This is a genomic window from Acinetobacter harbinensis, from assembly GCF_000816495.1.
Lineage (GTDB): Bacteria > Pseudomonadota > Gammaproteobacteria > Pseudomonadales > Moraxellaceae > Acinetobacter > Acinetobacter harbinensis.
This window is the reverse complement of sequence record NZ_JXBK01000001.1, coordinates 37,751-62,334: the sequence shown is the minus strand read 5'-3', so window position 1 is coordinate 62,334 and position 24,584 is coordinate 37,751. Positions and strand designations below refer to the sequence as shown.

Genomic DNA, 24,584 nt, shown 5'->3' with positions numbered 1-24,584 from the left:
ATGCATATTTTATTTATTGGTTATGGTAAAACATCTCAGCGCGTTGCCAAACAACTATTTCAGCATGGCCACCAAATTACCACAATTAGTCAAACTCCAAAAACAGATCCTTATGCCAATCATCTTATTCAAGATGTTCATCAACTCAATTTAGCGCAAGTGGCCGCCATTGATTGGGTCTATGTGTTGTTATCGCCCGCTGAAAGCAGTATTGAGGGCTATCAACAGGCCTATGTCGATTCAGTACAGCCCATTCTACAGGCCTTAAAAACCCATCCGGTACAAAAATTGGTGCTGGTGTCCTCGACTCGGGTCTATGGAGAAAATAATGGTGCACGGATTGATGATGATTCCGCGTGTGTACCAAATGATGCCCAAGGCGCATTATTGTTACAGATGGAACAGCTCTATCAGCAAGCTTATCCGGCGCAGTGCATTATCATCCGGCCTACCGGTATTTACGGTAACTCGGTAACGCGAATGCTGAAGTTGGCACACAGCACGACCCATTATCCTAACATTCACTATAGCAATCAGATTCATATTGAAGATTTGGCAGGCTTCTTAGCGCACTTGGTTCACGTGGAACATGCTGAAAGCTCTTATATCATCAGCAACAATCGGCCATTGGCTTTACATGAAACCATCCAGTGGTTCCAGCGCCAGCTGAATTTGCCGCTGTTGGTTTTAGACAGTGAAGCGCTTACCGGCAAACGCGTTTACGCCACACGTATGCCCAAGAGCGGTTTTGAGTTACAGCATCAAGATTGTTTTGAGGATTATAAACAGTTATTGGCAGAAGTAGACCTATAACAGGCTCGCTGTATTAAGCCGGTGTTTGAGTCAAAAAGAGCAGTAAGGCCAAAAAAAAGAGTCAGCAAATGCAGTGAAATACCTGCATCTACTGACTCTTTTTAGTCATCCAAGGATGATTTGAATATTATTTTTTCTTACGTTTTAAGCGACGTTTTGCTTGTTGTGCTGCCACGGCATCTAACGTTTCTTTTAGCTCATCATCACTAAAGGTGGTGATATGTTGCAGCATCTGTAAGGTCACATCATCCAGCACCAAATTGGCGTACTGCGCCACGTTTTGAAAATTCTCATCAAAGACAATGGCGTTGTCGTCATTGGTGCTGATATAGCCTTGCTGGGTCAGCACTTTAATAAAGCTTTGGAACAGGGCTTTATCAAAAAATTCAGGTGAGTTGAACTCATACAACACCGATAAACGCTGGCCAACCAAATGACTGAGTTCCTCGACCTGACGGGTAGAAATATTACCCGAACCACGCTGCGTGATCAGCGCCAAAGTCATGTAGTAACGCTCTAGACTTTGCATCACTGGTGCAGCCAATACCATCAATTGATTGTGGTCTTCTGTATTTGGTGCCGGTGAGACCAAATTATTCTCTGCATCTACAGCAATCAAATGGGCCTGAATTAAAGCTTCCACATAAGCGCAAATTTGAGTGTTTAGTTGCTCATCTTGCCATTTTAAATACAGTTCTGCTTTTAAGAACGGATACAGCGTACGAATCACATTCAGTAAGTCACTGCGACGAATGCAACCATTGTGTTCCACCAAAGCAGCAATCAATGACGGTAAAACAAAGGCATGTAAAATGTTATTGCGGAAATAGGTCAGCAGTACTGCTTGATTGTCTTCAATGGCAATAATATCGCCCAAGACGTGCTTAATACGTTTAATCAGTTTTAGTTTCAAGCCATAGGCAATAATTTCTTTACCCGATAACGCCGTCACTTGGGTGCGTTCATCATAGGGCAGCGCCTTGACCAGATTTTGATAAACCTCTAACTGCTTAATACAGATTTCTTCATCTAAAGTGTGTTTGGGTGTGGCCAATAAAATCAGCGATAACAGTGAAACCGGATTAATCACCACGGCACGGTTAATGTTTTCTAAAATCGCATGCGCTGAATCATTGACGGCATCGGAGACAATTTGCGGAATCGGATCATCATTTTTTTCAATTTTGATCTGATCGGCACCATATTTTTGCAGCATCTCATCTAAAAAGACTGGTTCACCAAAGTTCACATGCACTTTGCCAAAGATACGCTCAATTTTACGTAAGGTTTTGAAGATACCAATCACTGATTCCGATTCTTTCGGCTTGCCTTGCATTTCACCGACATAGGTCGAGCCTTCCATCAAGCGTTCATAGCCAATGTAGGTCGGTAAAAACACAATCGGTTTTGATTTACCGCGTAAATGACTGTGTACGGTCATTGCCAACATACCGGTTTTCGGTGGCAGCAGTCGTCCAGTACGCGAACGCCCACCTTCAATGAAATATTCCAGCGGCGTATTGCGCGACAAAATACTGTATAGGTATTCTTTAAACACCGTGGTATATAAACCATTGCCACGGAACGTGCGACGAATAAAAAAGGCACCGCCACCGCGCAGCAATTGACCGACAAACGGCATATTCAAATTGTCACCGGCGGCAATGTACGGCACCATCATGCCGCGTTTGTAAATCACATACGACAAGAGTAAATAGTCGATGTGACTACGATGACACGGCGTATAGATGATTTGATAATCTTTGGCCAATTCGCGCACGGTACTAAAATTATGCACTTCAACACCGTCATACAACTGTGTCCATAAACGGGTTAAGGCCATATCGGCAAAACGCACGGCAGAATGCGAGTAATCGGACACAATTTCATTTAAATAGGCAATGGCACGGCGTTCGGCATCCAGCATACTGATTTTGCTGCGCAAACTTTCACGGCGAATGGCCTCTTGCACATCTTCTGACTTAATCAATGAATGCATGACATTGCGGCGATCAGAAAGATCGGGGCCGAGTACCACTGCACGTTGACCATCTAAGTAATTGTTTAGGGTGTTAATAATATAGGTTGCAGGGGAGAGATTGGCATGTGTGGCTTTGGCATGCTCAATCAAAGCACGTAAGGATTGCCCTTGATGAAACTCTAAATAGGCTTGTCGGCCATGTAGACCAATATTCATCAATTGCTTGACCTTGCTGGGGGTTGCCCACGTGTCGGTAAACAATAATTTAAACCAAGAATCTTCTTTATCCGGTGCGCGTCCCCACAGTACAGTCACTGGAATAAATTCCACATCCATCTCCGGATGCTGCTCAATCACTTCAATTAAACGCAATAAACGCGGCGGAAAAGCATGCGTAGGTGGACTGAGCAGATTATTTTCATTGTGGTGCTGTAAAAAAAGAATCGAAGCCTTTTCTTTATGTGTGCCAAGCAGCAAAGGATTTAATGCCGGTGCAAGTTGTAAACGACGCGTTTCCGCATCAATCAATAGGGCATTACTGCGTGAATAATTCTGCAACACATAACACACCACTTTCGTTGTGCTGGGCGGTTGTGTGCCTATCGCTGTTGCGGTCGATACGGATTCACTGGGAACCTCACCAAGAACATGTGGAGTTACCACAAGGTCAAGCAGCTTACTGGAAAGCCGACGATAGATTTGACCAAAGCCACTCTTGGACATACACACTCCTGATTAATGACCGACAGCGCAGATTTACTGAGGGGGAAAATGATTTTGCACTATTGTAATTTAAAACACTCGGTCATTTTCAGTCAAAATGCATGGTGATTGTTAACTTTTATCGTTAAAAAAGGTATTTTTAGTGGCATCGATTCTGTAATCGTGTGACACATCAGTCAGTCTAACTCTAGGGTTTTGGTCTGGATTTATGGCAAAATAGTCAGCATAGCGTTGCTGATTGATTTAAATTTTGCCTAGCTGCTGGCTATCCTCTATTAAACAGGTCGTGTATGAATACCTTAACCCAAGAGTTAATTGAATTACTCAGTCTTGAAAAAATTGAAGAAAATGTTTACCGCGGCATCAGTCGGAACTTGGTCGGTAAGCGGGTTTTTGGTGGGCAAGTTTTGGGTCAAGCTTTACGCGCAGCATCTTATACCACCGACCGTCCTGCACATTCTTTACATGCTTATTTTTTATATGGCGGCGATGTTAACGCGCCTATTTTATATGAAATTGATCGTTTAAGAGATGGCAAAAGTTTTGTCAGTCGTCAAGTGCGCGCCATTCAACATGGCCGGACTATTTTTACTGCCATGATTTCATTTGCAGAGCCAGAAGAGGGGTTGAATTATCAAATCTCTGAACCGGATTATCCGGATGTGGCCAGCTTAAAATCTGAAGCAGAGCTGAAAAAAAGCATGGTGGAGTTTGTGCCGGAAAATGTCCGTGCCAGCTTTATGCGTGATCGACATATTGATATTCGCCCGATTAATCCCAGCAATCCGTTTCAGCCACAGCCTGAAGCGCCGTCTTATGCGCACTATTTACGCACCCATAGTGCCGTGCCTGAAAATTTAGATGACGTCTCTTTACATCAAGCCATTGCCGCTTTTTATTCCGATTTTACTTTAATGACCACGGCATTACGTCCACAAGGTTTAAGCTTTTTATCGCCAAGTTTGCAGTGTGCCAGTATTGATCATGTGATGTATTTCCATAAGCCCTTTCGTGTCGATGAATGGATGCTCTATGATATGGATGCTACGGTCAGCGCCAGTTCACGTGGTCTAAACTTCGGCCGTATGTGGCAAAAAGGTGAGTTGGTGTGTAGTACGGTACAAGAAGGTTTAATTCGCGTGCGCGAAATTGAAACACAGTAATACCGTTTAAGTCAGATCAAAAACCGGAGTAATTTCCGGTTTTTTGATCTCTGACTCTTTATTTTTATGCACAAGCCTTATTCCTGTGTAGCCGTGATAATTCATCCAATCGATCTTGCGGATTATGGTGTATGAAAATCTATAAATTTTAGAAAATTGAATTCACTGAGCTCTTGGTCTCAGTTAGCGCCTGCTTGAATAGATGACAAAAAATGGCTCGATTCTCAAAAAAAGGCATGGCATAGTGCCTGCACGTATTCGCCATATAAGCATGTTCTCATGAGCTTAAATACCCAAATTTTAATTGCTGCAATTTTAGGTGTGGCCTTTGGCTTTGTTTTAAATCTTTACCCTGAAACGGCGTTTTTTGCAGCCAGTTTGTATGGCTTGGGCATTGCCAGTAGTATTTTTATTGGCTTACTGAAAATGCTGTTAATTCCATTGATTTTCAGCTCAATTGTGGTTGGTGTCTCTAATTTACAATCTGGTGGCCAGTTGGGTAAAGTCTGGAAAATTACCTTGGCTTGCTGTGTGACCACCACCACTTTGGCACTTATTTTGGGGCTCAGTAGTACGCATTTATTTGATGTGGGCAAAGGCGTAGACATTGCACTGTTTCAAGAGGCCATGAGCAGCCATCAGACTCCAGACACTTTAACGCCCAGTTCATTTTTAACCCATTTTATTCAAAACACGCTCATGAACCCATTTAAAGCGTTTGCTGAAGGCAATATTTTGGCCGTGGTGGTGTTTGCTTTATTTTTTGGCGTGGCATTGGTGCATGGCGGCGAGCGCTTTAAAACAGTGCGTCAACTCAGTCAGCAGTTTTTTGACATGATGATGTTTATGATTATCTGGGTGATGCGCTTAGCCCCGATTGGTATTTTTGCGCTTTTGGCCAAACTGATCTCAACCGAAGATATTTCCGTGCTCAATCGGTTATTGCAGTTTGCCATGGTGGTTACTGGCACCACTATTTTTCATGGCGCCGTGGTGTTGCCACTGTTGTTGTGGATATTTGGCAAAATGAATCCGATCATCTTTTTTAAAGGTGCGCGCAGTGCACTGATTACCGCGTTTGCCACCAGTTCCAGTTCAGCCACCTTACCGCTATCGTTAAAATGTGCACAAGAAAATTTAGGTGTGCGCCCAGCCACCGCCGGTTTTGTGATTCCTTTGGGCACACAATTGAATATGGATGGCACGGCACTGTATGAAGCGGCTGCGGCGTTATTTATTGCCAATTTAATGGGACTGGATTTAACTATCGGTCAACAAGTGATTGTCTGTTTAACCGCCATGATTGCGTCCTTGGGCGCACCCGGTATTCCCAGTGCCGGTATGGTGACCATGATTATGGTGTTGCAATCGGTCGGTTTACCGGCCGAGGCCATCGTGATTTTATTGCCGATTGACCGTTTGCTGGATACCGTGCGTACCGTAGTGAATGTGCAGGGCGATATGATGATTAGTGTAGTGGTCGATCGTTATACCCGTGAGGATGAACTTAAGGGTTAGGGGTTTTGCCTTGGCTGCGCTCTAGGCTAAGAGCGCACTATATTTTAAATAGCCATGAAAAATGCGCTTTATAATCAAATTATAAAGCGCATTTTGATAATCCATAAAATCAAACGATTTGTCTGAATGCCGTGTAGGCCTACAGCAAATTAATTTTCTGGATTCGACTGCATTGCATCAGTACTTTCATCAGCTGTACGTTGATCAACATCAACATCAAAGTCGAGATCTTGCGGATCTAAATCTTCGTCATCTGCATCATCAGCGCTGGCTTCAGCAATACTGCTTAAATCAAATTCAGTGGCTTGCTCTAAGGTAAAGTTTAAGCGACCCGCCATAATGCTGGCCAGTTCTTCTAAACCTTGCTTATTCATCGATGAGAACAGTTGAATTGAGAATTGCAGCTTCATTTTTCTTAATTGTAGCTGTACTTCTTGTAGCACTTTCGAGGCCGGCCCACGGTTTAATTTATCCGATTTGGTCAGTAGCACATGCACGAACAATTGACGTGAATGTGCCCATTGCAACATCATCACATCAAAATGCTGTAACGGATGACGAATATCCATCAGCAACACCAAGCCTTGTAGGCTTTGACGCTCAATCAGATAATTTTCTAACTCTTTTTGCCACACCAATTTCATGGCTTCAGGTACCGCAGCATAACCATAGCCAGGTAAATCGACCAAGCGCTGATCTGGATTGCCTAGGCTGAAAAAGTTGATCATTTGTGTACGACCAGGTCTTTTCGATGCACGCGCCAATTGTTTTTGATTGGTCAAGGCATTGATGGCACTGGATTTTCCGGCATTTGAACGACCGGCAAAAGCAATCTCATAACCGGTATCTTCAACACAAAGATTCAGCTTTGGCGCACTCATTAAAAATTCAGCTTGACGTAACCAGTTGAGTGACCGCACCGAATATTCAGTAATGGCAGAATCCACTTTTTTCTCGTAGCTGATCTTGTATTTGGGCGCTTGAGATGTCTTGCTGTTTTTGGATTTTCCTCTGCTGTGGTGCATAACTCAACTTCAATAAATGATTACAAGAACGCATTATAAAGGAAGTCGTCTAGGCAAGCGACCTTTGCATTTTGAAAGCGTTCAACTTAGATTGTAAATTTAAAGATTAATCAGTGAAATGGCCGACAGACTACGCTCTGGCATGATGCGGCTTTGGGCCAAAACCTCGCTTAAGCAATACTGATCTAAAGATTGATAGAACTGTTCAAGTGCTTGATCTAAAATACCTTTAAGACCGCAGTTGCTGCGCAGTACACAGGGCGGTGTATTACATTCTACAATCGGATGGCTGCCTTGTAAGACCCGCACCAGTTGCCCTAAATTTAAATTTAAAGTTTCAGGGTTTAAGCGAATTCCGCCACCTTTACCGCGTGCAGTCATCACCCAATCTTGTTTTGCAGTGAAATGCACGATTTTAACCAAATGATTTTGAGAGACCTGTAGATCACGTGCAATCTCTGCAATGGTGTACGGTGTTTCTCGCGCTCTAGACACATAGATCAATAGGCGCAGTGCGTAATCGGTAAATTTATTGAGTTGCATGGGAGTTTTAAAATATGCAGGGAGATGGATATGATAAAGATAAAGTCCCTAAAAAGGGACTTTATTGATACTGCGCTAGAGATTTATTAATTGCTTAGCCTTTAACAGGGGCAGACACTTGCACCACATCACCAACATTATAATTATTCAATAAAATATTGGCCACTGAATATTCAGTATGATTCGGTTCTGCTTTAACATCAAAAACATATTGATCGGCAGTTTGTGGCTTAGCAAAAGTAAATTGTAGCGGTTGCTGAATATCATGCGCTGGAACTTGGATTTTAACTGAAATATAGCTACCTGCTTCAGCATCCATAATCGGCTGTGCATCTTGTGCTTTTAAGCTCAAGCGTTTACCTGTTTCAGTGCTTTCAATTGCAGCCACTTCAAAGGTGCGCCAGCCTGCCCAACCGCCATTTTGTGCCGCTAAGCCGGCATATTTTTGTTTTTCTGCACCAATTAAAATTGCGGCCAATTGCATATAGGCTTCTTTCCACGCTGCAATTAATTCAGATTCAAAAGGAACATTTAAAACTTCGCTAATGGAGTGCAATAGATTGTCCCCAACAATCGGATAGTGATCGGGTTGAATGTCCAAGCTGACATGTTTGGTGCTGATGTGCTCAATCGCTTTAGCAAGAACACTTGGATTTTCAATATTTTCTGCATAAGCCAATACCGCTGCCGCTAAAGCACGTGACTGACGACCTGTGGCTTGATGATCAAGGTTAAAAATGTTTTTTAATTCAGGATTATTATTCAACATACGATTATAAAAATAACCGGTCAACGCAACGCCATTTTCACGTAGGACAGGGACGGTCGATTTAACAAGTTCAATGTGTTGTGGAGTCATAATTAAAACGTCAATTGTGATTATAAGATATATGCAAAATACGTCTTCTATAGGGCAATGTAAATACATCTTTTAGAAAACCATAAAAAAATTATGGAATAATGAAAAATAACGTGAATGCAATGATTCTTAATGACAAAAAACAACAGTGATTTTTCTTTATCAAATAGGATTTGATAAATAATCGCTATAGATAAAGCTCAAAACCAAATCTAACAGTGATATAGGCTCTATATTTAAAATATTTATTCATTAACTGATTTATTTTAATGGTTTTTTCGTGTTTTGGTGGGCTGCTGGAGCTATTTTTATTTCAAACTCATCTTGTAAATTCAAGCATAGATCGGTGCTGCTGGCTCAGCGCTACTGAGGTGTAGTGCTGAGCCAGTCAAAGTCTATTTATGCTAAAACCGGCATCCTCGTATGGATGGGCTTTAGAGTAAGGGTAGGTGCTGTAAAGCCTGTTTTAAATCTGCAATTAAATCGTCCGCATGTTCTAGTCCAATGCAGAAGCGCACCAAGATGCCAGACTGTAAATGGTCAGATTCAAGCGTGCGCATTTCATTAAGTTGATAAAGCATCACCAAACTGATTGGGCCGCCCCAGCTAAAACCGAGTTTAAAAAGCTGTAAGCTGTCGCAAAATTTTCGAATCGCGGTTAAATCATATGCTGCTTTAAAAATAACACTGACCAAGCCAGCACTTTGCGCACTGCTACAGACTTCTTTCCAATAGCTATGGCCGGCAGAGTCGGGCGCGGCAGGATGAAGCACTTGCACACATGGTTCTTGTTGTTGCAGCCAGTTTAAAATTTTAAGTGTACTTTCAGCCTGATGCGCATAACGCATACGCATAGAGGCTAAGCTACGCTGAATTTGTGCGCTGTCATCACCAGAGACACAAATACCTTGCAAAGCATGTATCTGAAACAGTTGTTGATAGAGTTCTTTATTTTGCGTGACCACAGAACCCATTAAAATATCTGCGCCGCCGCTGGGATACTTGGTCAATGCATGAATGGTTAAATCTACACCTAAATGCTGCTCAGAAAAATCAAAGGCATTAAAGGCCAGTCCTGCGCCCCAAGTATTATCCAGTGCGGTTAGCACATGAGCGGTTTTGGCTTTATTCACCAAGCCGACTAAATCTGGAAATTCTAAAGTCACAGAACCGGCCGCTTCTAACCATATTAATTTAGCGCGCTTAGAGGGCTGAAAACTCTCAACATCCATCGGATTATATACTTTTACACTAATCCCATAGCGTGATTCTAAGTGACGTAAATGGTGCATATTGGGACCATAAATATTGTCCGCCACCCAAACTTCATCACCATGACTTAAAAAGCATGAATTGACCAAATTGATCGCAGACAAACCGCTCGGTGCCAAGAGACAATATTTGCCACCTTCAATCTGTGCAATCTGGTCGCTTAAGGTAAATGTGGTCGGCGTGCCGTGTGTGCCATAACTATAGTCATAAGGGTCACTCCAATGGCGATTGAACAGCGCGTCGGTATTTTGAAAAATAATGGTCGATGCGCGAAATAGGGGAGGTTGAACCGTCGAGATATATTGAGGTGCTTTGCGTTCAGCATGAAGCAGCTCAGTCTGTGCATTATTTTTCAAATTCTGCCCTATGATGATCTTAAATTCACGCTAGCTTAAGAGAAACATCAATATTAGGCTATATAAATAGAGGGCGTAAAACTGTGTATTTTGACCTTAACTGAATTAAATTTGATTTTTTGTAAAATCACGATATACAGCACAATACTTAATCTGTTTTCTAAAAAATTACATAGCTTCATCGCAAGACCCTTTGAAACACTTTGGTTGCTCATTAAAGCAGCACAAAGTTAAACAGACTTAAAACCCTCACCATTACAATTAATAAAGATTGAAAGATTACAATTCTTGTCAAATGATCTAGAGATGAATTGTACTGGCTTGCAAAACTTAATCGTTGCAGATGTTGGCTTTAATATACATTCTATAAACGAATAATGCAGACAAAATAGCTTTAATTATTTTATTTATTGATTTAAATCAGTGATTAATTTATTTTTTGTGTCGAATTTTACTTAAAAGATGCGGTGCTCTATTTTTGAGCAATTGGATACATTTTTAATTCTACCGCACAACTAAAAAATCAAAAAGAGATTTGCTTAAGCACTAAACAGTCGCTATAATAAGCGACCCTTTAATAAAAGGGGGTTGGCTGCTTATATCGCAGTTAACATCGTTACAGTCGTGGCATCGATCATGACCTTAGTGATTTTCACTGCCTTTGACACTTACCACTAGGTGAGATGCGTCAGAGGTGATTCTTTATATATTTGGCTTGGAGTTTACTGGTATGTCTAACCAGAGAATCCGTATCCGTTTGAAGTCTTTTGATCATCGTTTAATTGATCAATCTGCTCAAGAGATCGTAGAAACCGCAAAACGTACTGGCGCACAAGTGTGTGGTCCAATTCCGATGCCTACTCGCATCGAACGTTTTAACGTTCTAACTTCACCGCACGTTAATAAAGACGCGCGTGATCAGTATGAAATTCGCACTTACAAGCGTTTGATCGATATCGTTCAACCAACAGACAAAACTGTTGATGCGTTGATGAAATTGGATCTTGCAGCTGGTGTTGACGTTCAGATCGCATTGGGTTAAGGCTTTCGGGTTAGTTAACATTAAACGTTAATTAAGCCGCTTTTTTAGAGGTTTATGCACATGACTATTGGTTTAGTCGGTCGCAAGTGCGGTATGACACGTATCTTTACAGATGCTGGTGTTTCTGTGCCTGTTACAGTGATTGAGGTTGATCCTAACCGCATCACTCAAATCAAAACGCTTGAAACTGATGGTTATCAGGCGATTCAAATCACTACTGGTGAACGTCGCGAATCTCGCGTAACCAACCCTCAGAAAGGTCACTTCGCTAAAGCGGGTGTTGCTGCTGGTCGTTTGGTTAAAGAATTCCGCGTTTCAGAAACTGAGCTTGAAGGTCGTGAAGTTGGCGGTACCATTGGTGTTGACTTGTTTACAGTTGGTCAAGTAATTGACGTAACTGGTCAATCTAAAGGTAAGGGTTTCCAAGGTGGTGTTAAACGTTGGAACTTCCGTACTCAAGACGCTACTCACGGTAACTCATTGTCTCACCGTTCTTTAGGTGCTACTGGTCAAAACCAGACACCTGGACGCGTGTTTAAAGGCAAGAAAATGGCCGGCCATATGGGTGCTGAACGTGTAACAGTACAAGGTTTGGAAGTTATCTCTATCGACTTTGAGCGTTCAGTTCTAGTTGTTAAAGGTGCGATTCCTGGCGCTACTGGTGGCGACGTTATCGTTCGTCCTACGATCAAGGCCTGAGGGGAAATAACGTGAATTTAAATACTGTTTCCGGCTCTGCTGTTGAATTATCTGAAGTTGCTTTTGGACGTGAGTTTAACGAAGCTCTTGTACACCAAGTTGTTACAGCTTATTTAGCTGGCGGTCGTCAAGGTTCTAAAGCTCAAAAGTCACGTGGCGATGTATCTGGCGGTGGTAAAAAACCTTTCCGTCAAAAAGGTACGGGTCGTGCGCGTGCTGGTTCTATTCGTAGCCCAATCTGGGTTGGTGGTGGTAAAACTTTTGCTGCTCGTCCACAAGATTGGTCTCAAAAAGTTAACCGTAAAATGTACCGCGGTGCTATGCAATGCATCCTAGCTGAACTTGTTCGTCAAGATCGCTTGGTATTGGTTGAAGAGTTTGCTATTGACGCTCCTAAAACTAAAGATTTGCTTGCAAAACTTAACGACTTAAATGCAGTTCGCGCATTAATCGTTACGGATGCTGTAGATGAAAATCTATATCTTGCTGCACGTAACCTTCCGCATGTAGATGTGGTTGATGCTGCTGCAATCGATCCAGTTAGCTTGATCGCGTTCGATAAAGTTGTTATGTCTGTAGCTGCTGCTAAGAAAATTGAGGTAGAACTCGGATGAACAACGAACGTATCTATCAAGTCCTTCAAGGACCTGTATTCTCAGAAAAAGCACAAGCTTTAGGTGAGGCTGCTGGAGTTCAAGTTTTTAAAGTTGCTATTAACGCAAACAAACTTGAAATCAAAAAAGCAGTTGAGCAACTCTTTGGTGTGGAAGTGGTTAAAGTTAACACGACTATCACTAAAGGTAAGACTAAACGCTTTGGTAAAACATTAGGGCGCCGTTCTGATGTTAAAAAAGCATACGTCACCCTGAAAGCTGGCCAAGATGTTGAAATGGCTGACTTGGGCGATACCGCTGAAACCACAGCGGAATAAGGACGAGAATTATGCCTATTCAAAAATGTAAGCCAACGTCACCAGGGCGTCGCTTTGTAGAGAAAGTCGTTCACGACCATCTTCACAAAGGTTCACCTTATTCGCCGTTGATTGAAGCTAAAAAACGTACTGGTGGTCGTAATAATAACGGTCACATTACAACTCGTCACATTGGTGGTGGTCATAAACAAAACTACCGCATAATTGACTTTAAACGTAATAAAGATGGTATTCCAGCTACTGTAGAGCGTATTGAATACGATCCTAACCGTACTGCACACATTGCTTTGGTTTTGTATGCTGATGGTGAACGTCGTTATATCATTGCTCCTAAGAGCTTACGTGCAGGCGATAAGATCCAATCTGGTAACGATGCTCCAATTCGTCCAGGTAACTGCTTACCGCTTCGCAATATGCCAATCGGTTCTACTCTTCACAACATCGAACTTAAAATCGGTAAAGGCGCGCAATTAGCTCGTTCAGCTGGTACTTCTGTTCAGTTGTTGGGTCGTGACGGTTCTTACGCAATTGTTCGTCTACGTTCTGGCGAAATGCGTAAAATTCACGTTGAATGCCGTGCAGTTTTGGGTGAAGTTTCGAACTCAGAAAGCAACCTTCGTTCACTCGGTAAAGCGGGTGCTTCACGCTGGCGTGGCGTTCGTCCTACCGTACGTGGTATGGCTATGAACCCAGTCGATCACCCACATGGTGGTGGTGAAGGGCGTAATAAAGGTATTCAACCTGTAAGCCCATGGGGTCAAAAAGCTAAAGGGTACAAGACACGTACCAACAAGCGTACGACTAAGATGATTATTCGCGACCGTCGCGTTAAGTAACAAGTAAAGGAATCTGACAATGCCTCGTTCTCTGAAAAAAGGCCCATTCGTCGATGCGCACTTGTTCGCTAAGGTTGAAGCGGCTATCGCGGCTAATAACCGTAAGCCGATCAAAACTTGGTCGCGTCGTTCGATGATACTCCCAGATTTTGTTGGTTTAACAATTTCTGTTCATAATGGTCGTAACCATGTTCCGGTAATTGTATCAGAGCATATGGTTGGTCATAAACTCGGTGAATTCGCGCCAACTCGTACCTATCGTGGTCACGGTGTTGACAAGAAATCTAAACGTTAAGGTGCTATGATGGAAGTTACTGCTAAATTACGCGGTGCCGCTATCTCGGCACAAAAAGCACGTTTGGTTGCAGATTTAATCCGTGGCAAGTCTATTGCTCACGCGCTTAATATCTTGAATTTCAGCAATAAAAAAGCTGCAGTTTTAGTGAAAAAAGCTTTAGAATCTGCAGTTGCAAACGCTGAACATAATAACAGTTTAGATGTAGACGACCTTAAAGTTGCTACGATTTACGTTGATGAGGGTGTAAGCCTGAAACGTATTATGCCACGTGCTAAAGGCCGTGCAGATCGTATCACTAAGCGTACTTGTCACATCACCGTTAAGGTAGGGGTTTGATATGGGTCAGAAGGTTCATCCAATCGGTATCCGCCTAGGTGTTGTGAAACGTCATAACGCTAACTGGTACGCGAGTCCGAAACAATACGCTGAATATTTGCTTAAAGATCTTCAAGTTCGTGAGTTTTTGAATAAAAAACTTAAAAATGCGATGATCAGCAAAATTCTTATCGAACGTCCTACAGGCGCTGCTAAAATTACTATTAGCACTGCTCGTCCAGGTATCGTTATCGGTAAAAAAGGCGAAGATATTGAGAAACTACAACGCGAACTAACATCTATTATGGGTGTTCCTGCGCAAGTAAGTATCAACGAAATCGATCGCCCAGATTTAGACGCTCGTCTAGTTGCTGAAGCTATTGCTTCTCAATTGGAAAAACGTGTAATGTTCCGTCGTGCTATGAAGCGTGCGGTACAGAACTCAATGCGTTCTGGTGCTAAAGGTATCAAAGTTGAAGTTTCTGGTCGTTTAGGTGGTGCTGAGATTGCCCGTACTGAGTGGTATCGTGAAGGTCGTGTACCTTTACATACGCTTCGTGCTGACATCGACTACTCATCTGTACGTGCTGAAACAACTTACGGTACGATTGGTGTTAAAGTTTGGGTATTCCGTGGTGAGATTCTAGGTGGCATGAAACAAGTCATGAACCCTGCTCCTGCTGAAGAGCGTCAAGCTAAACGCGGTCGCGGTCGTGGTGAAGGTCAAGAGCGTCGTGGTCGTCGCAATGATCGTTCTGCTGAAAAAGGAGAATAATCCATGTTGCAACCTAAACGTACTAAATTCCGTAAAGTGCAGAAAGGCCGTAACACTGGTCTAGCACATCGCGGTAGTACAGTATCTTTTGGTACTATTGGGCTTAAATCTCTCGAGCGTGGTCGTATGACTGCTCGTCAAATTGAAGCTGCGCGTCGTACAATCAGCCGTCGTGTAAAACGTGGTGGTAAGATCTTTATCCGTGTTTTCCCTGATAAACCAATTACTCAAAAACCATTAGAAGTTCGTATGGGTAAAGGTAAAGGTTCAGTGGAATACTGGGTTTGCGAAATCAAACCAGGTAAGATCTTGTACGAAATGGATGGTGTAAGCGAAGAGCTAGCACGCGAAGCATTTACGCTTGCTGCTGCGAAGCTTCCGTTTAAAACCACTATCGTGACTCGGACGGTAATGTAATGAAAACTAAAGATCTACGTGAAAAATCGGTAGAAGAGTTGACAGCTTTGCTTGATGAGCAACAGCTTAACCAATTCCGTCTTCGTATGGCTAAAGCAACTGGTCAATTGGGTAAATCGCATGAAGTTGCGCTTACTCGTAAAGCTATTGCTCGTATTAAGACACTCCTTACCGAAAAACAGGGGAATGGACAATGAGTGAACAAACAGTTCGCACGTTAACCGGTAGAGTTGTAAGCGACAAAATGGAAAAATCTATTGTTGTCCTTATTGAACGCCGTGTTCAACACCCGTTGTATGGCAAATTAATCCGCCGTTCAACTAAATTACACGCTCATGATGAGAACAATGTTGCTAAAACTGGCGACCTTGTAACCATTAAAGAAAGCCGCCCGATTTCTAAAACTAAAGCTTGGGCTTTGGTTGAAGTGATTGAAGCTGCTGCTGAGTAATCAGACGTTCTTCTTGCATCATCGGTTAATTTCGAGTACTCTTTGAGCCTTTCGAAATTTCGACCGGTGATGCTCGGTTTTGGAGTAGGGCAATGATTCAAACCGAAAGTATGCTCGACGTAGCAGACAACAGTGGTGCTCGCCGCGTACAATGTATTAAAGTACTAGGTGGTTCACACCGTCGTTATGCTTCTGTTGGCGATATTATTAAAGTTACTGTAAAAGAAGCTATTCCTCGCGGTCGTGTTAAAAAAGGCGACGTGATGAATGCTGTAGTTGTACGTACGAAATTCGGTGTACGTCGTCCGGATGGTTCTATCATTCGTTTCGATGACAATGCTGCTGTGATTTTGAACAACAACAAAGCGCCGATTGCAACTCGTATTTTCGGACCAGTGACTCGTGAACTTCGTACTGAACAGTTCATGAAAATCATTTCATTGGCTCCTGAAGTTCTATAAGAGGCACTCATGGCTAAGATTAAAAAAGGCGATCAAATTATTGTGATCGCAGGTAAAGAAAAAGGCAACCAGGGAACTGTTTTGTCTGTTTCAAATGACCGTGTTAAGGTTGAAGGCCTTAATTTGGTGAAGAAGCATCAAAAGCCGAACCGAGCTACTGGCGCTGAAGGCAGCATCGTAACTCAGGAAGCTACGCTTCATATCTCAAACGTGGCAGTTTTTAATGCTACAACCCAAAAGGCTGACCGTGTTGGTTACCAATTTGATGCTGAAGGCGTGAAAACTCGCGTATTCAAATCAAATGGTGAATCAGTGGCGGCAGCGAAGTAATAGGTTGATATAGGCCATGGCCAGACTTAAAACACGTTACAACGAAGAACTTAAAGCTCAGTTACTAGAACAATTGGGCGTTAAGAATGTGATGGAAATTCCACGCATTACTAAAATCACCATTAATATGGGTGTTGGTGCAGCTTCAGCTGACAAGAAATTGTTAGATGGCGCTTTATCTGATATGCAAGCGATTGCTGGTCAAAAACCAGTTCTTACATTAGCTCGTAAATCAATCGCGGGTTTTAAAATCCGTGATGGTTGGCCGATTGGTTGTAAAGTTACTTTACGCGGCGAACGTATGTATGAATTCTTAGACCGTTTGATCTCTATCGCGATCCCTCGTATTCGTGACTTTCGCGGTTTTTCTGCGAAATCATTCGATGGTCGTGGTAACTACTCGATGGGTTTGAAGGAACAGATTATGTTCCCTGAAATCGATTTCGATAAGATTGATCGTATTCGTGGTATGGATATTACCATCACTACGACTGCTCGCACCGATGACGAAGGCCGTGCACTAATGCGTGTATTTGGCTTCCCGTTCAAATAAGAGGTCGATATGGCTAAGAAAGGTATGATTAATCGCGAATTAAAACGTGAGAAAACTGTCGCTAAATTTGCTGCAAAACGTGCTGAATTAAAAGCAACGATTGCAAATGTAAATGCAAGCGACGAAGAGCGTTTTGAAGCGACTTTAAAGTTACAGGCATTACCACGTAATGCATCTCCAGTACGTCTACGTAACCGTTGTGGTTTAACTGGTCGTCCTCATGGTTATTTCCGTAAGTTCGGTTTAAGCCGTAACAAAATACGTGAAACAGTCATGCAAGGTGATGCACCGGGCGTTGTTAAGGCAAGTTGGTAAGGAGCGACCATAATGAGTATGCAAGATACCGTTGCCGACATGCTAACCCGTGTTCGTAACGCACAAATGGCTAAGAAACAAACCGTTTCTATGCCGAACTCTAAGTTGAAAGTTGCTATTGCCAACGTTCTTCAACAAGAGGGTTACATTTCTGACGTAGAAGTTGCGGATGCTGAAAGCAAACCGACTTTGACTCTTACGTTAAAATATTTTGAAGGCAAACCAGTTATCGAAACTGTGAAACGCGTAAGCCGTCCAGGTCTACGTCAGTATCGCGGTAAAGATGCACTTCCGAGCGTTAAGCAAGGTTTAGGTATTGCAATTGTTTCTACAAGCAAAGGCATCATGACTGATCGCGCTGCACGTGCTGCGGGCATCGGTGGTGAAGTTATTGCTTTTGTATCTTAATAGGTGATTCCTCATGTCTCGTGTGGCTAAAGCCCCAGTAGCTGTGCCTAATGGCGTAACAGTTACTCAGAACGGCCGGCAGGTCGAAGTGAAAGGCAGCAAAGGTACGTTGTCTTTCAACCTGCATGCGCTGGTCGAGCTTAAACAGGAAGAAGGTAATCTTCACGTTGCTCCAGTTAAAGAGTCGAAAGACGCTTGGATGCAAGCTGGTACTGCTCGCGCCGTTCTTAATAACCTTGTAAAAGGTGTTAATGAAGGCTTCGAACGTAAGTTACAACTAATTGGTGTGGGTTATAAAGCTGCAGTTAAAGGTGACGTTGTTCACCTTAACCTGGGTTTTTCACATCCTATCGATTATAAACTTCCTGAAGGTGTAACTGCTGAAACTCCAACTGCTACTGAAATCGTTTTGAAATCAGCAAGCAAACATATGTTGGGTCAGGTAGCTGCAGATATCCGTTCATATCGTGAGCCAGAGCCTTATAAAGGTAAAGGTGTTCGTTATTCGGATGAAGTTGTTCTTCGTAAAGAAGCTAAGAAGAAATAAGGCGCGAGGTTCTAATGAACGAAAAGAAACAATCCCGTTTGCGTCGTGCGAAAAGCACACGCTTGCACATTCGTGCATTGGGTGCGACTCGCTTGTGTGTAAACCGCACTCCGCGTCACATCTATGCGCAAGTTATTTCAGCAGATGGTGGCAAAGTTTTAGCGCAAGCTTCAACTTTAGATACTACTTTACGTGCTGGTACAACTGGTAACGTTGAAGCCGCTACGAAAGTAGGTGCTTTAATTGCAGAACGTGCTAAAGCAGCTGGTGTCACTAAAGTTGCATTCGACCGTTCTGGTTTTAAATATCATGGTCGTATCAAAGCCTTGGCTGATGCTGCTCGTGAAAACGGCTTGGAGTTCTAATCATGGCTAAAGTTGAACAAAACGAAGGTCTTGTTGAAAAGCTGGTTGCCGTTGATCGTGTAGCCAAAGTTGTTAAAGGTGGTCGCATCTTTTCTTTCACAGCTTTAACAGTTGTGGGTGATGGTAACGGTCGCGTAGGTTTTGGTCGTGGTAAAGCACGTGAAGTTCCAGCTGCTATTTCTAAAGCACTTGAAGCTGCTCGTCGCAACATGATTTCAGTTGACCTCGTAGATGGTACTGTACAACATCCTATTCATGCTCGTCATGGTGCAAGCCGTGTATACATGCAACCTGCTTCTGAAGGTACCGGCGTAATTGCTGGTGGCGCAATGCGTGCTGTCCTTGAAGCTGTCGGTGTACGTAACGTATTGACGAAATGCTATGGTTCTACGAATGCTGCTAACGTAGTAAACGCGACTTTTAAAGGTTTGCGTGATATGACTTCTCCTGAGAAAGTCGCTGCGAAACGTGGTCTTTCAGTAGCACAAATTCAAGGGTAATCAATCATGAAAACGATTAAAATTACCCAGACTAAATCTTCTTCGCATCGTTTGAAAAATCACAAACTTTGCTTACAAGGTTTAGGTCTGCGTCGTATTGGTCATACGGTAGAAGTTCAAGATACACCTTCTAACCGCGGTATGGTCAACAAAGTTTACTATATGGTTAGTGTAGAGGAATAAGCCATGACTCTGCGTTTAAATGAGCTTGCACCTGCTGAAGGTGCAAAACGTGATAATATTCGTCTAGGCCGTGGTATTGGTTCTGGTATGGGTAAGACTGGCGGCCGTGGTGTCAAAGGTCAAAACTCACGTAAAAGTGGTGGTACACGTCCTGGTTTTGAAGGCGGCCAAACTGCGTTATATCGTCGTTTGCCTAAATTTGGCTTTACTAGCCAAATTGCTTTGAAAACTGCTGAAGTACGTTTATCAGAGCTGAATAAAGTTGAAGGTGATGTTGTGTCACTTGAAACTTTAAAAGCAGCGAACGTTGTACGTAAAGATATGATCCGTGCGCGTATCGTACTTTCTGGTGAGATTACTCGTGCATTCACTATTCAAGGTGTTGCATTGACTAAAGGCGCTAAAGTTGCTGTTGAAGCTGCTGGCGGCAAAGTCGAGGAGTAATCACTAGTGTCTATGTCTCCTAGTTCTTCAGGTCATGTCAACATGATGAAAGGCCAACCGTTTCATGTGAAATATCGTGAAATTATTCGCCGAATGATGTTTCTCGTCGGTGCATTAATGGTCTTTCGACTAGGGGCACATATTCCAGTGCCAGGCATTAATAGTGCAGCACTTGAAAACTTATTTAATGCCAATCAGGGTACTATTCTTGGTTTGTTTAATATGTTTTCGGGCGGTGCATTAGAGCGAATGTCAATTCTTGCTTTAGGTATCATGCCGTATATTTCTGCATCTATTATTGTGCAGTTAATGTCGACCGTGGTGCCCTCGCTGGAAGCTTTGAAAAAAGAAGGCGAACAAGGTAAGCGTAAGATTAATCAATATACGCGACAAGGAACATTGTTTCTTGCATTTGTGCAGTCAGTCGGGATGTGTGCAGGTCTAATTAGTCAAGGTATTACTTTGACTGCTGGATTAGCATTTTACATTCCTGCAGTGACTTCACTGGTTGCAGGCACTATGTTTTTGATGTGGTTAGGTGAGCAAATTACGGAACGCGGAGTAGGGAATGGTATATCCATGATCATCTTTGCGGGTATTGTTGCTGGATTGCCGAATTTAATTATGCAGTCTTTATCCTCAGTTGATAATGGTCAAACAAGTCTAATTGGTTTAGTCGTGTTTGGTTTATTGTCGATCGGAGTGTTAGCAGCTATTGTGTTTATTGAAAAAGCACAACGTCGTATCCCAGTGAATTACGCTCAAAAACAACAAGGTCGTCGTGTATTTACTGCACAGCAGACACATTTGCCATTGAAAATTAATATGGCAGGCGTGATTCCCGCAATTTTTGCAAGTTCATTACTTTTGTTCCCTGCGAGCTTAGGTCAATGGATGGGGAGTACTGATCCGAATGCAGGTATTATTAAGCGTAGCCTACAAGATTTTGCACTCGTGTTATCGCCTGGACAGCCGTTGTATTTGGTGCTCTTTGGTGCGTTAATTATCTTTTTCTGTTACTTCTATACTGCGCTAGTGTTTAGCCCAAAAGAAGTGTCAGAGAACTTGAAACGCAGCGGAGCGTATGTGCCTGGTATTCGTCCAGGTGAGCAAACTGCTCGTTACTTAGATCATATTCTTAATCGTTTGACCTTCATTGGTGCGATTTACATCACAGTGATTTGTTTAATGCCGATGGTATTGCAGAGTTCATTTGGTATTCCATTCTCTTTGGGTGGTACCTCTTTGCTCATCGTTGTGGTGGTCGTGATGGACTTTATGGCTCAGCTACAAGCACATCTCACCTCGCATCAGTACGATAATCAAACGTTAATGAGAAAAACGGCTCATCCTAAAGGATAAGCGCACTTGAGGTTTCATCATGAAAGTACAAGCTTCTGTTAAAAAAATTTGTGGTAACTGTAAAGTTATCCGTCGTAATGGGGTTATCCGCGTAATTTGTAGCGCAGAGCCTCGTCATAAACAGCGTCAAGGTTAATCTAATCAAGACCTGTTGATTTCAGTAGGTGAATTAGGTTAATATCCGCCCCTCAAGGTTTTTGTCGGGCGGTTGATTATCTCTACTGCCTTTTTGGAGAAAGTGAATGGCTCGTATTGCCGGTGTAAACATTCCGGATAACAAGCATGCTGTTATCTCCCTCACGTATATCTTTGGTATCGGTCGCCACACTGCTAAGAATATCTTAGCTGCTGTTGGAATTGCACCAACTACTAAAATTCGTGAATTGGATGATGCTCAACTTGATGCGATTCGTGCAGAAATTACCAAGGTTCCGACCGAAGGTGATTTACGTCGCGAAATTTCCATGAACATTAAACGTTTAATGGATTTAGGCTGCTATCGTGGTCTTCGTCATCGTCGCAGCTTGCCTGTCCGTGGACAACGCACCAAAACTAACGCACGTACCCGTAAAGGTCCGCGCAAACCTATTAAGAAATAAGATTTCTGGAAGCTAAAAGATGGCTAAAGATACTCGCGCACGCAAGAAGGTCACCCGTACCGTCTCTGAAGGTGTTGCACACATTCACGCTTCTTTTAATAACACCATTGTTACTATTACCGATCGTCAAGGTAATGCATTGGCTTGGGCTACCTCTGGTGGACAAGGCTTCCGTGGATCACGTAAATCAACTCCGTTTGCTGCTCAGGTAGCTGCTGAAGTTGCTGGTAAAGCTGCTTTAGATTACGGTTTGAAAAACTTGGACGTCCTTGTAAAAGGTCCTGGTCCTGGTCGTGAATCCGCGGTTCGTGCTTTAGGTGCAGTGGGTTATAAAATTAACAGCATTACCGATGTGACGCCAATCCCGCACAACGGTTGCCGTCCACCTAAAAAACGTCGCGTCTAAGGAGAATCATTCATGGCTCGTTATATTGGTCCAAAATGCAAACTCTCTCGCCGCGAAGGGACAGACCTGCAACTTAAATCAGGCGTTAAACCGTTTGATGTTAAGACAAAAAAACATGCGAAAGCTCCTGGTCAACATGGCGGAGCTCGTGGTAGTAAACAATCTGAGTACTCACTACAATTACGTGAAAAACAAAAAGTACGTCGTATGTACGGTGTGTTAGAGCGTCAATTTAGTAATTACTATAAAGAAGCTGCTCGTGTTAAAGGCGCAACAGGTGAAAACTTGTTGAAATTGCTAGAAAGCCGTATTGATAACGTTGTTTATCGCATGGGTTTTGGTTCTACACGTGCAGAAGCTCGTCAGCTTGTATCTCACCGTAGCATTACTTTGAATGGTCGTCGTGTTAACATTGCGTCTATCCAAGTAAAAGCTGGTGATGTAATTGCAGTTCACGAAGGTGCTAAACAACAATTGCGTATTAAAGGCGCGATTGAATTAGCTGCTCAACGTGGTATGCCTTCTTGGATGGAAATTGACCATTCGAAATTGGAAGGTACGTTTAAAGCTGCACCGGATCGTTCTGATTTACCTGCTGAAATCAACGAAAGCTTGATCGTAGAATTGTATTCTAAATAATCCTTGAGGTAGCAATAATGACGCGTACTGCAAATGAGTTTCTAACTCCGCAAGCGATCAAGGTCGAAGCGGCTAGCGGGACCTCGGCAAAAGTGATTCTAGAACCGTTAGAGCGTGGCTTTGGTCATACTCTAGGTAATGCTTTACGTCGTATCCTATTATCTTCTTTGCCTGGCGCTGCTGTGGTTGAAGTTGAGATAGAAGGGGTCGAGCACGAGTACAGTACCTTAGAAGGCTTGCAGCAGGACATCGTCGAGCTCTTGCTGAACCTAAAAGGATTGTCGATTAAGCTATTCGATCAAAACGAAGCATATTTGACATTGGAAAAACAAGGTCCTGGCGATGTAACTGCCGCTGATCTTCGTTTACCGCATAATGTTGAAGTGGTCAACCCTGAGCATTTGATTGGCACACTCAGTGCATCAGGCTCATTAAAAATGCGCCTGAAAGTTTCTCAAGGTCGTGGTTATGAGACGTCTGACTCACGTTTCCCAGAAGGCGAAACTCGCCCAGTGGGTCGTTTACAGTTAGATGCTTCTTATAGCCCAATCAAACGTGTGTCTTATACCGTTGAAAATGCGCGTGTAGAACAACGTACCGATCTTGATAAACTGGTCATTGACCTTGAAACCAATGGTACAGTTGATCCAGAAGAAGCAATCCGCAAAGCGGCAACAATCTTGCAACAACAAATTGCAATTTTTGTTGATCTTCAGAAAGATCAAGCTCCTGTTGCTCAAGAGCCTCGCGAAGAAGTGGATCCAATCTTGCTTCGTCCAGTAGATGATCTAGAGCTTACTGTTCGTTCTGCTAACTGTTTGAAAGCAGAAAATATTTACTACATCGGTGATTTGGTTCAACGTACTGAAGTGGAGTTACTAAAAACTCCTAACTTAGGTAAAAAATCGTTAACTGAAATCAAAGATGTTCTGGCTTCAAAAGGCTTACAACTCGGCATGCGTTTAGAGAACTGGCCACCAGCTAGTTTACGTATGGACGATCGTTTTGCCTATCGTAGCCGTTAATTAAGTAGGACTATCACCATGCGTCATCGTAATAGTGGTGTGAAATTAGGCCGTACAAGCAGCCATCGTAAAGCGATGTTTCAAAACATGGCTAACTCTTTGTTTGAGCACGAGTTGATTAAAACAACTGTGCCTAAAGCGAAAGAGTTACGTCGTGTAGCTGAGCCTTTAATCACTTTAGCTAAAAACGATACTGTTGCAAACCGTCGTTTGGCGTTTGCTCGTACTCGTTCAGCAGCAACTGTTGGTAAATTATTTACCGTTCTTGGTCCTCGTTACAAAGAACGTAACGGCGGTTATCTACGTGTTCTTAAAGCGGGCTTTCGTGCAGGTGATGCTGCGCCGATGGCTTACGTTGAACTTGTAGATCGCGAAGTTAAATAATTTCGTTAGTACAATTCAGTTGTTCGAAAAAGACCAGTGTTTCACT

Annotated in this window: 35 protein-coding genes and 1 pseudogene; 31 read left to right on the top strand and 5 right to left on the bottom strand. The window is 42.9% G+C overall.

Annotated features, from left to right (window positions below):
* A complete protein-coding gene (locus tag SE27_RS00380; protein WP_039619863.1) occupies positions 1-813 on the top strand; it encodes an NAD-dependent epimerase/dehydratase family protein in 813 nt (270 codons plus the stop codon).
* A 127-nt stretch (positions 814-940) separates the two neighbouring features.
* On the opposite strand, the gene plsB is transcribed toward SE27_RS00380, so the two are convergent.
* Positions 941-3,517, bottom strand: coding sequence for a glycerol-3-phosphate 1-O-acyltransferase PlsB (gene plsB / locus SE27_RS00375; RefSeq protein WP_039619861.1), 2,577 nt, complete (start codon positions 3,515-3,517; stop codon positions 941-943).
* Between the two features lie 290 nt (positions 3,518-3,807).
* Here plsB and SE27_RS00370 point away from each other — a divergent pair, with 290 nt between their 5' ends.
* Positions 3,808-4,680: an acyl-CoA thioesterase gene (locus SE27_RS00370; RefSeq protein ID WP_039619859.1), complete on the top strand. Its 873-nt coding sequence runs from the start codon at positions 3,808-3,810 to the stop codon at positions 4,678-4,680.
* A gap of 279 nt (positions 4,681-4,959) precedes the next feature.
* Entirely contained in the window at positions 4,960-6,198 is a 1,239-nt protein-coding gene (locus SE27_RS00365) for a dicarboxylate/amino acid:cation symporter (RefSeq protein WP_039619857.1), read from the top strand.
* A gap of 149 nt (positions 6,199-6,347) precedes the next feature.
* Here SE27_RS00365 and yihA read toward each other — a convergent pair whose 3' ends face one another.
* The 4 genes from yihA to SE27_RS00345 all read right to left on the bottom strand — a co-directional run bounded on the left by yihA (position 6,348) and on the right by SE27_RS00345 (position 10,253).
* Positions 6,348-7,223, bottom strand: a complete 876-nt coding sequence (gene yihA / locus SE27_RS00360) for a ribosome biogenesis GTP-binding protein YihA/YsxC (protein ID WP_039619856.1) — start codon at positions 7,221-7,223, stop codon at positions 6,348-6,350.
* Between the two features lie 99 nt (positions 7,224-7,322).
* Positions 7,323-7,766, bottom strand: coding sequence for an RrF2 family transcriptional regulator (locus SE27_RS00355; protein ID WP_039619854.1), 444 nt, complete (start codon positions 7,764-7,766; stop codon positions 7,323-7,325).
* 94 nt (positions 7,767-7,860) lie between these two features.
* Positions 7,861-8,625, bottom strand: coding sequence for a globin domain-containing protein (locus SE27_RS00350; RefSeq protein WP_039619852.1), 765 nt, complete (start codon positions 8,623-8,625; stop codon positions 7,861-7,863).
* Positions 8,626-9,059: 434 nt separating this feature from the next.
* A complete protein-coding gene (locus SE27_RS00345; RefSeq protein WP_039619850.1) occupies positions 9,060-10,253 on the bottom strand; it encodes a PLP-dependent transferase in 1,194 nt (397 codons plus the stop codon).
* 730 nt (positions 10,254-10,983) lie between these two features.
* On the opposite strand from SE27_RS00345, the gene rpsJ reads away from it, so the two are divergent.
* From rpsJ to rplQ, 28 genes and pseudogenes are all read left to right on the top strand, one after another.
* Entirely contained in the window at positions 10,984-11,295 is a 312-nt protein-coding gene (gene rpsJ / locus SE27_RS00340) for a 30S ribosomal protein S10 (protein WP_000070912.1), read from the top strand.
* A 60-nt stretch (positions 11,296-11,355) separates the two neighbouring features.
* Positions 11,356-11,994: a 50S ribosomal protein L3 gene (rplC, locus tag SE27_RS00335; protein WP_039619847.1), complete on the top strand. Its 639-nt coding sequence runs from the start codon at positions 11,356-11,358 to the stop codon at positions 11,992-11,994.
* Between the two features lie 11 nt (positions 11,995-12,005).
* Positions 12,006-12,608 carry a 50S ribosomal protein L4 gene (gene rplD / locus SE27_RS00330; RefSeq protein WP_039619845.1) on the top strand — a complete coding sequence of 201 codons (603 nt, stop codon included), beginning with the start codon at positions 12,006-12,008 and terminating at the stop codon, positions 12,606-12,608.
* Positions 12,605-12,925, top strand: a complete 321-nt coding sequence (gene rplW, locus SE27_RS00325; protein WP_039619843.1) for a 50S ribosomal protein L23 — start codon at positions 12,605-12,607, stop codon at positions 12,923-12,925. The genes rplD and rplW overlap by 4 nt, the downstream gene beginning before the upstream one ends.
* Before the next feature lie 11 nt (positions 12,926-12,936).
* Entirely contained in the window at positions 12,937-13,761 is an 825-nt protein-coding gene (rplB, locus tag SE27_RS00320; protein ID WP_039619841.1) for a 50S ribosomal protein L2, read from the top strand.
* Positions 13,762-13,780: 19 nt separating this feature from the next.
* Positions 13,781-14,056: a 30S ribosomal protein S19 gene (rpsS, locus tag SE27_RS00315; RefSeq protein WP_004281508.1), complete on the top strand. Its 276-nt coding sequence runs from the start codon at positions 13,781-13,783 to the stop codon at positions 14,054-14,056.
* A gap of 9 nt (positions 14,057-14,065) precedes the next feature.
* The gene (gene rplV, locus SE27_RS00310; protein ID WP_039619839.1) at positions 14,066-14,395 is read left to right on the top strand and encodes a 50S ribosomal protein L22; all 330 of its coding nucleotides are present in this window, start codon (positions 14,066-14,068) and stop codon (positions 14,393-14,395) included.
* A gap of 1 nt (position 14,396) precedes the next feature.
* Positions 14,397-15,213 (top strand): annotated as a pseudogene (gene rpsC, locus SE27_RS00305) (30S ribosomal protein S3).
* On the top strand, positions 15,153-15,566 hold the full coding sequence (gene rplP, locus SE27_RS00300) for a 50S ribosomal protein L16 (RefSeq protein ID WP_039619835.1): 414 nt from the start codon (positions 15,153-15,155) through the stop codon (positions 15,564-15,566). Before rpsC ends, rplP begins: the two are co-directional and overlap by 61 nt.
* Positions 15,566-15,763: a 50S ribosomal protein L29 gene (gene rpmC, locus SE27_RS00295; RefSeq protein ID WP_039619833.1), complete on the top strand. Its 198-nt coding sequence runs from the start codon at positions 15,566-15,568 to the stop codon at positions 15,761-15,763. The genes rplP and rpmC overlap by 1 nt, the downstream gene beginning before the upstream one ends.
* A complete protein-coding gene (gene rpsQ / locus SE27_RS00290; RefSeq protein WP_039619831.1) occupies positions 15,760-16,017 on the top strand; it encodes a 30S ribosomal protein S17 in 258 nt (85 codons plus the stop codon). The genes rpmC and rpsQ overlap by 4 nt, the downstream gene beginning before the upstream one ends.
* A gap of 92 nt (positions 16,018-16,109) precedes the next feature.
* Positions 16,110-16,478 carry a 50S ribosomal protein L14 gene (rplN, locus tag SE27_RS00285; RefSeq protein WP_004650480.1) on the top strand — a complete coding sequence of 123 codons (369 nt, stop codon included), beginning with the start codon at positions 16,110-16,112 and terminating at the stop codon, positions 16,476-16,478.
* 9 nt (positions 16,479-16,487) lie between these two features.
* A complete protein-coding gene (gene rplX / locus SE27_RS00280) occupies positions 16,488-16,808 on the top strand; it encodes a 50S ribosomal protein L24 (protein WP_039619830.1) in 321 nt (106 codons plus the stop codon).
* 16 nt (positions 16,809-16,824) lie between these two features.
* Positions 16,825-17,361 (top strand): 50S ribosomal protein L5, encoded by a 537-nt coding sequence (gene rplE / locus SE27_RS00275; protein ID WP_039619829.1) that lies wholly within the window; start codon positions 16,825-16,827, stop codon positions 17,359-17,361.
* A 9-nt stretch (positions 17,362-17,370) separates the two neighbouring features.
* A complete protein-coding gene (rpsN, locus tag SE27_RS00270) occupies positions 17,371-17,676 on the top strand; it encodes a 30S ribosomal protein S14 (protein ID WP_039619827.1) in 306 nt (101 codons plus the stop codon).
* A 12-nt stretch (positions 17,677-17,688) separates the two neighbouring features.
* Positions 17,689-18,084, top strand: a complete 396-nt coding sequence (rpsH, locus tag SE27_RS00265; RefSeq protein WP_039619825.1) for a 30S ribosomal protein S8 — start codon at positions 17,689-17,691, stop codon at positions 18,082-18,084.
* A 13-nt stretch (positions 18,085-18,097) separates the two neighbouring features.
* Complete coding sequence (gene rplF, locus SE27_RS00260; RefSeq protein ID WP_039619823.1) at positions 18,098-18,631, top strand: 50S ribosomal protein L6; 534 nt, start codon at positions 18,098-18,100, stop codon at positions 18,629-18,631.
* Positions 18,632-18,645: 14 nt separating this feature from the next.
* Positions 18,646-18,996, top strand: a complete 351-nt coding sequence (rplR, locus tag SE27_RS00255) for a 50S ribosomal protein L18 (RefSeq protein ID WP_039619821.1) — start codon at positions 18,646-18,648, stop codon at positions 18,994-18,996.
* A gap of 2 nt (positions 18,997-18,998) precedes the next feature.
* Positions 18,999-19,496 (top strand): 30S ribosomal protein S5, encoded by a 498-nt coding sequence (gene rpsE, locus SE27_RS00250; RefSeq protein WP_039619820.1) that lies wholly within the window; start codon positions 18,999-19,001, stop codon positions 19,494-19,496.
* A gap of 6 nt (positions 19,497-19,502) precedes the next feature.
* Positions 19,503-19,679, top strand: a complete 177-nt coding sequence (gene rpmD / locus SE27_RS00245) for a 50S ribosomal protein L30 (protein ID WP_039619818.1) — start codon at positions 19,503-19,505, stop codon at positions 19,677-19,679.
* A gap of 3 nt (positions 19,680-19,682) precedes the next feature.
* Positions 19,683-20,123 (top strand): 50S ribosomal protein L15, encoded by a 441-nt coding sequence (rplO, locus tag SE27_RS00240; RefSeq protein WP_039619817.1) that lies wholly within the window; start codon positions 19,683-19,685, stop codon positions 20,121-20,123.
* Positions 20,124-20,168: 45 nt separating this feature from the next.
* Positions 20,169-21,485 (top strand): preprotein translocase subunit SecY, encoded by a 1,317-nt coding sequence (gene secY, locus SE27_RS00235; protein ID WP_171160701.1) that lies wholly within the window; start codon positions 20,169-20,171, stop codon positions 21,483-21,485.
* Positions 21,486-21,504: 19 nt separating this feature from the next.
* A complete protein-coding gene (gene rpmJ, locus SE27_RS00230) occupies positions 21,505-21,621 on the top strand; it encodes a 50S ribosomal protein L36 (RefSeq protein ID WP_039619814.1) in 117 nt (38 codons plus the stop codon).
* Between the two features lie 106 nt (positions 21,622-21,727).
* Entirely contained in the window at positions 21,728-22,084 is a 357-nt protein-coding gene (gene rpsM / locus SE27_RS00225) for a 30S ribosomal protein S13 (protein WP_039619811.1), read from the top strand.
* 19 nt (positions 22,085-22,103) lie between these two features.
* Entirely contained in the window at positions 22,104-22,490 is a 387-nt protein-coding gene (rpsK, locus tag SE27_RS00220) for a 30S ribosomal protein S11 (RefSeq protein ID WP_004281491.1), read from the top strand.
* A 12-nt stretch (positions 22,491-22,502) separates the two neighbouring features.
* Complete coding sequence (gene rpsD / locus SE27_RS00215; protein ID WP_039619808.1) at positions 22,503-23,129, top strand: 30S ribosomal protein S4; 627 nt, start codon at positions 22,503-22,505, stop codon at positions 23,127-23,129.
* Between the two features lie 17 nt (positions 23,130-23,146).
* A complete protein-coding gene (locus SE27_RS00210; protein ID WP_004816876.1) occupies positions 23,147-24,154 on the top strand; it encodes a DNA-directed RNA polymerase subunit alpha in 1,008 nt (335 codons plus the stop codon).
* Between the two features lie 18 nt (positions 24,155-24,172).
* Positions 24,173-24,538 carry a 50S ribosomal protein L17 gene (gene rplQ, locus SE27_RS00205; protein ID WP_004691290.1) on the top strand — a complete coding sequence of 122 codons (366 nt, stop codon included), beginning with the start codon at positions 24,173-24,175 and terminating at the stop codon, positions 24,536-24,538.
* The last annotated feature ends 46 nt before the right edge of the window (positions 24,539-24,584 follow it).

Excerpts from the sequence above, each read along its gene's own strand:
- SE27_RS00365 (WP_039619857.1), top strand. The coding sequence starts at position 4,960 with ATGAGCTTAAATACCCAAATTTTAATTGCTGCAATTTTAGGTGTGGCC.
- rpsN (WP_039619827.1), top strand. The coding sequence starts at position 17,371 with ATGGCTAAGAAAGGTATGATTAATCGCGAATTAAAACGTGAGAAAACT.
- rplV (WP_039619839.1), top strand. The coding sequence starts at position 14,066 with ATGGAAGTTACTGCTAAATTACGCGGTGCCGCTATCTCGGCACAAAAA.
- rpsK (WP_004281491.1), top strand. The coding sequence starts at position 22,104 with ATGGCTAAAGATACTCGCGCACGCAAGAAGGTCACCCGTACCGTCTCT.
- rplN (WP_004650480.1), top strand. The coding sequence starts at position 16,110 with ATGATTCAAACCGAAAGTATGCTCGACGTAGCAGACAACAGTGGTGCT.
- SE27_RS00380 (WP_039619863.1), top strand. The coding sequence starts at position 1 with ATGCATATTTTATTTATTGGTTATGGTAAAACATCTCAGCGCGTTGCC.
- rplP (WP_039619835.1), top strand. The coding sequence starts at position 15,153 with ATGTTGCAACCTAAACGTACTAAATTCCGTAAAGTGCAGAAAGGCCGT.
- rpmJ (WP_039619814.1), top strand. The coding sequence starts at position 21,505 with ATGAAAGTACAAGCTTCTGTTAAAAAAATTTGTGGTAACTGTAAAGTT.
- rplC (WP_039619847.1), top strand. The coding sequence starts at position 11,356 with ATGACTATTGGTTTAGTCGGTCGCAAGTGCGGTATGACACGTATCTTT.
- rpsD (WP_039619808.1), top strand. The coding sequence starts at position 22,503 with ATGGCTCGTTATATTGGTCCAAAATGCAAACTCTCTCGCCGCGAAGGG.
- SE27_RS00355 (WP_039619854.1), bottom strand. The coding sequence starts at position 7,766 with ATGCAACTCAATAAATTTACCGATTACGCACTGCGCCTATTGATCTAT.
- rplR (WP_039619821.1), top strand. The coding sequence starts at position 18,646 with ATGAACGAAAAGAAACAATCCCGTTTGCGTCGTGCGAAAAGCACACGC.
- rpsJ (WP_000070912.1), top strand. The coding sequence starts at position 10,984 with ATGTCTAACCAGAGAATCCGTATCCGTTTGAAGTCTTTTGATCATCGT.
- SE27_RS00370 (WP_039619859.1), top strand. The coding sequence starts at position 3,808 with ATGAATACCTTAACCCAAGAGTTAATTGAATTACTCAGTCTTGAAAAA.
- SE27_RS00210 (WP_004816876.1), top strand. The coding sequence starts at position 23,147 with ATGACGCGTACTGCAAATGAGTTTCTAACTCCGCAAGCGATCAAGGTC.
- rpsS (WP_004281508.1), top strand. The coding sequence starts at position 13,781 with ATGCCTCGTTCTCTGAAAAAAGGCCCATTCGTCGATGCGCACTTGTTC.
- rpmD (WP_039619818.1), top strand. The coding sequence starts at position 19,503 with ATGAAAACGATTAAAATTACCCAGACTAAATCTTCTTCGCATCGTTTG.
- plsB (WP_039619861.1), bottom strand. The coding sequence starts at position 3,517 with ATGTCCAAGAGTGGCTTTGGTCAAATCTATCGTCGGCTTTCCAGTAAG.
- yihA (WP_039619856.1), bottom strand. The coding sequence starts at position 7,223 with ATGCACCACAGCAGAGGAAAATCCAAAAACAGCAAGACATCTCAAGCG.
- rplO (WP_039619817.1), top strand. The coding sequence starts at position 19,683 with ATGACTCTGCGTTTAAATGAGCTTGCACCTGCTGAAGGTGCAAAACGT.
- rplQ (WP_004691290.1), top strand. The coding sequence starts at position 24,173 with ATGCGTCATCGTAATAGTGGTGTGAAATTAGGCCGTACAAGCAGCCAT.
- rpsQ (WP_039619831.1), top strand. The coding sequence starts at position 15,760 with ATGAGTGAACAAACAGTTCGCACGTTAACCGGTAGAGTTGTAAGCGAC.
- secY (WP_171160701.1), top strand. The coding sequence starts at position 20,169 with ATGAAAGGCCAACCGTTTCATGTGAAATATCGTGAAATTATTCGCCGA.
- rplE (WP_039619829.1), top strand. The coding sequence starts at position 16,825 with ATGGCCAGACTTAAAACACGTTACAACGAAGAACTTAAAGCTCAGTTA.
- rpmC (WP_039619833.1), top strand. The coding sequence starts at position 15,566 with ATGAAAACTAAAGATCTACGTGAAAAATCGGTAGAAGAGTTGACAGCT.
- rpsH (WP_039619825.1), top strand. The coding sequence starts at position 17,689 with ATGAGTATGCAAGATACCGTTGCCGACATGCTAACCCGTGTTCGTAAC.
- SE27_RS00350 (WP_039619852.1), bottom strand. The coding sequence starts at position 8,625 with ATGACTCCACAACACATTGAACTTGTTAAATCGACCGTCCCTGTCCTA.
- rpsM (WP_039619811.1), top strand. The coding sequence starts at position 21,728 with ATGGCTCGTATTGCCGGTGTAAACATTCCGGATAACAAGCATGCTGTT.
- rplF (WP_039619823.1), top strand. The coding sequence starts at position 18,098 with ATGTCTCGTGTGGCTAAAGCCCCAGTAGCTGTGCCTAATGGCGTAACA.
- rplW (WP_039619843.1), top strand. The coding sequence starts at position 12,605 with ATGAACAACGAACGTATCTATCAAGTCCTTCAAGGACCTGTATTCTCA.
- rplB (WP_039619841.1), top strand. The coding sequence starts at position 12,937 with ATGCCTATTCAAAAATGTAAGCCAACGTCACCAGGGCGTCGCTTTGTA.
- rpsE (WP_039619820.1), top strand. The coding sequence starts at position 18,999 with ATGGCTAAAGTTGAACAAAACGAAGGTCTTGTTGAAAAGCTGGTTGCC.
- rplX (WP_039619830.1), top strand. The coding sequence starts at position 16,488 with ATGGCTAAGATTAAAAAAGGCGATCAAATTATTGTGATCGCAGGTAAA.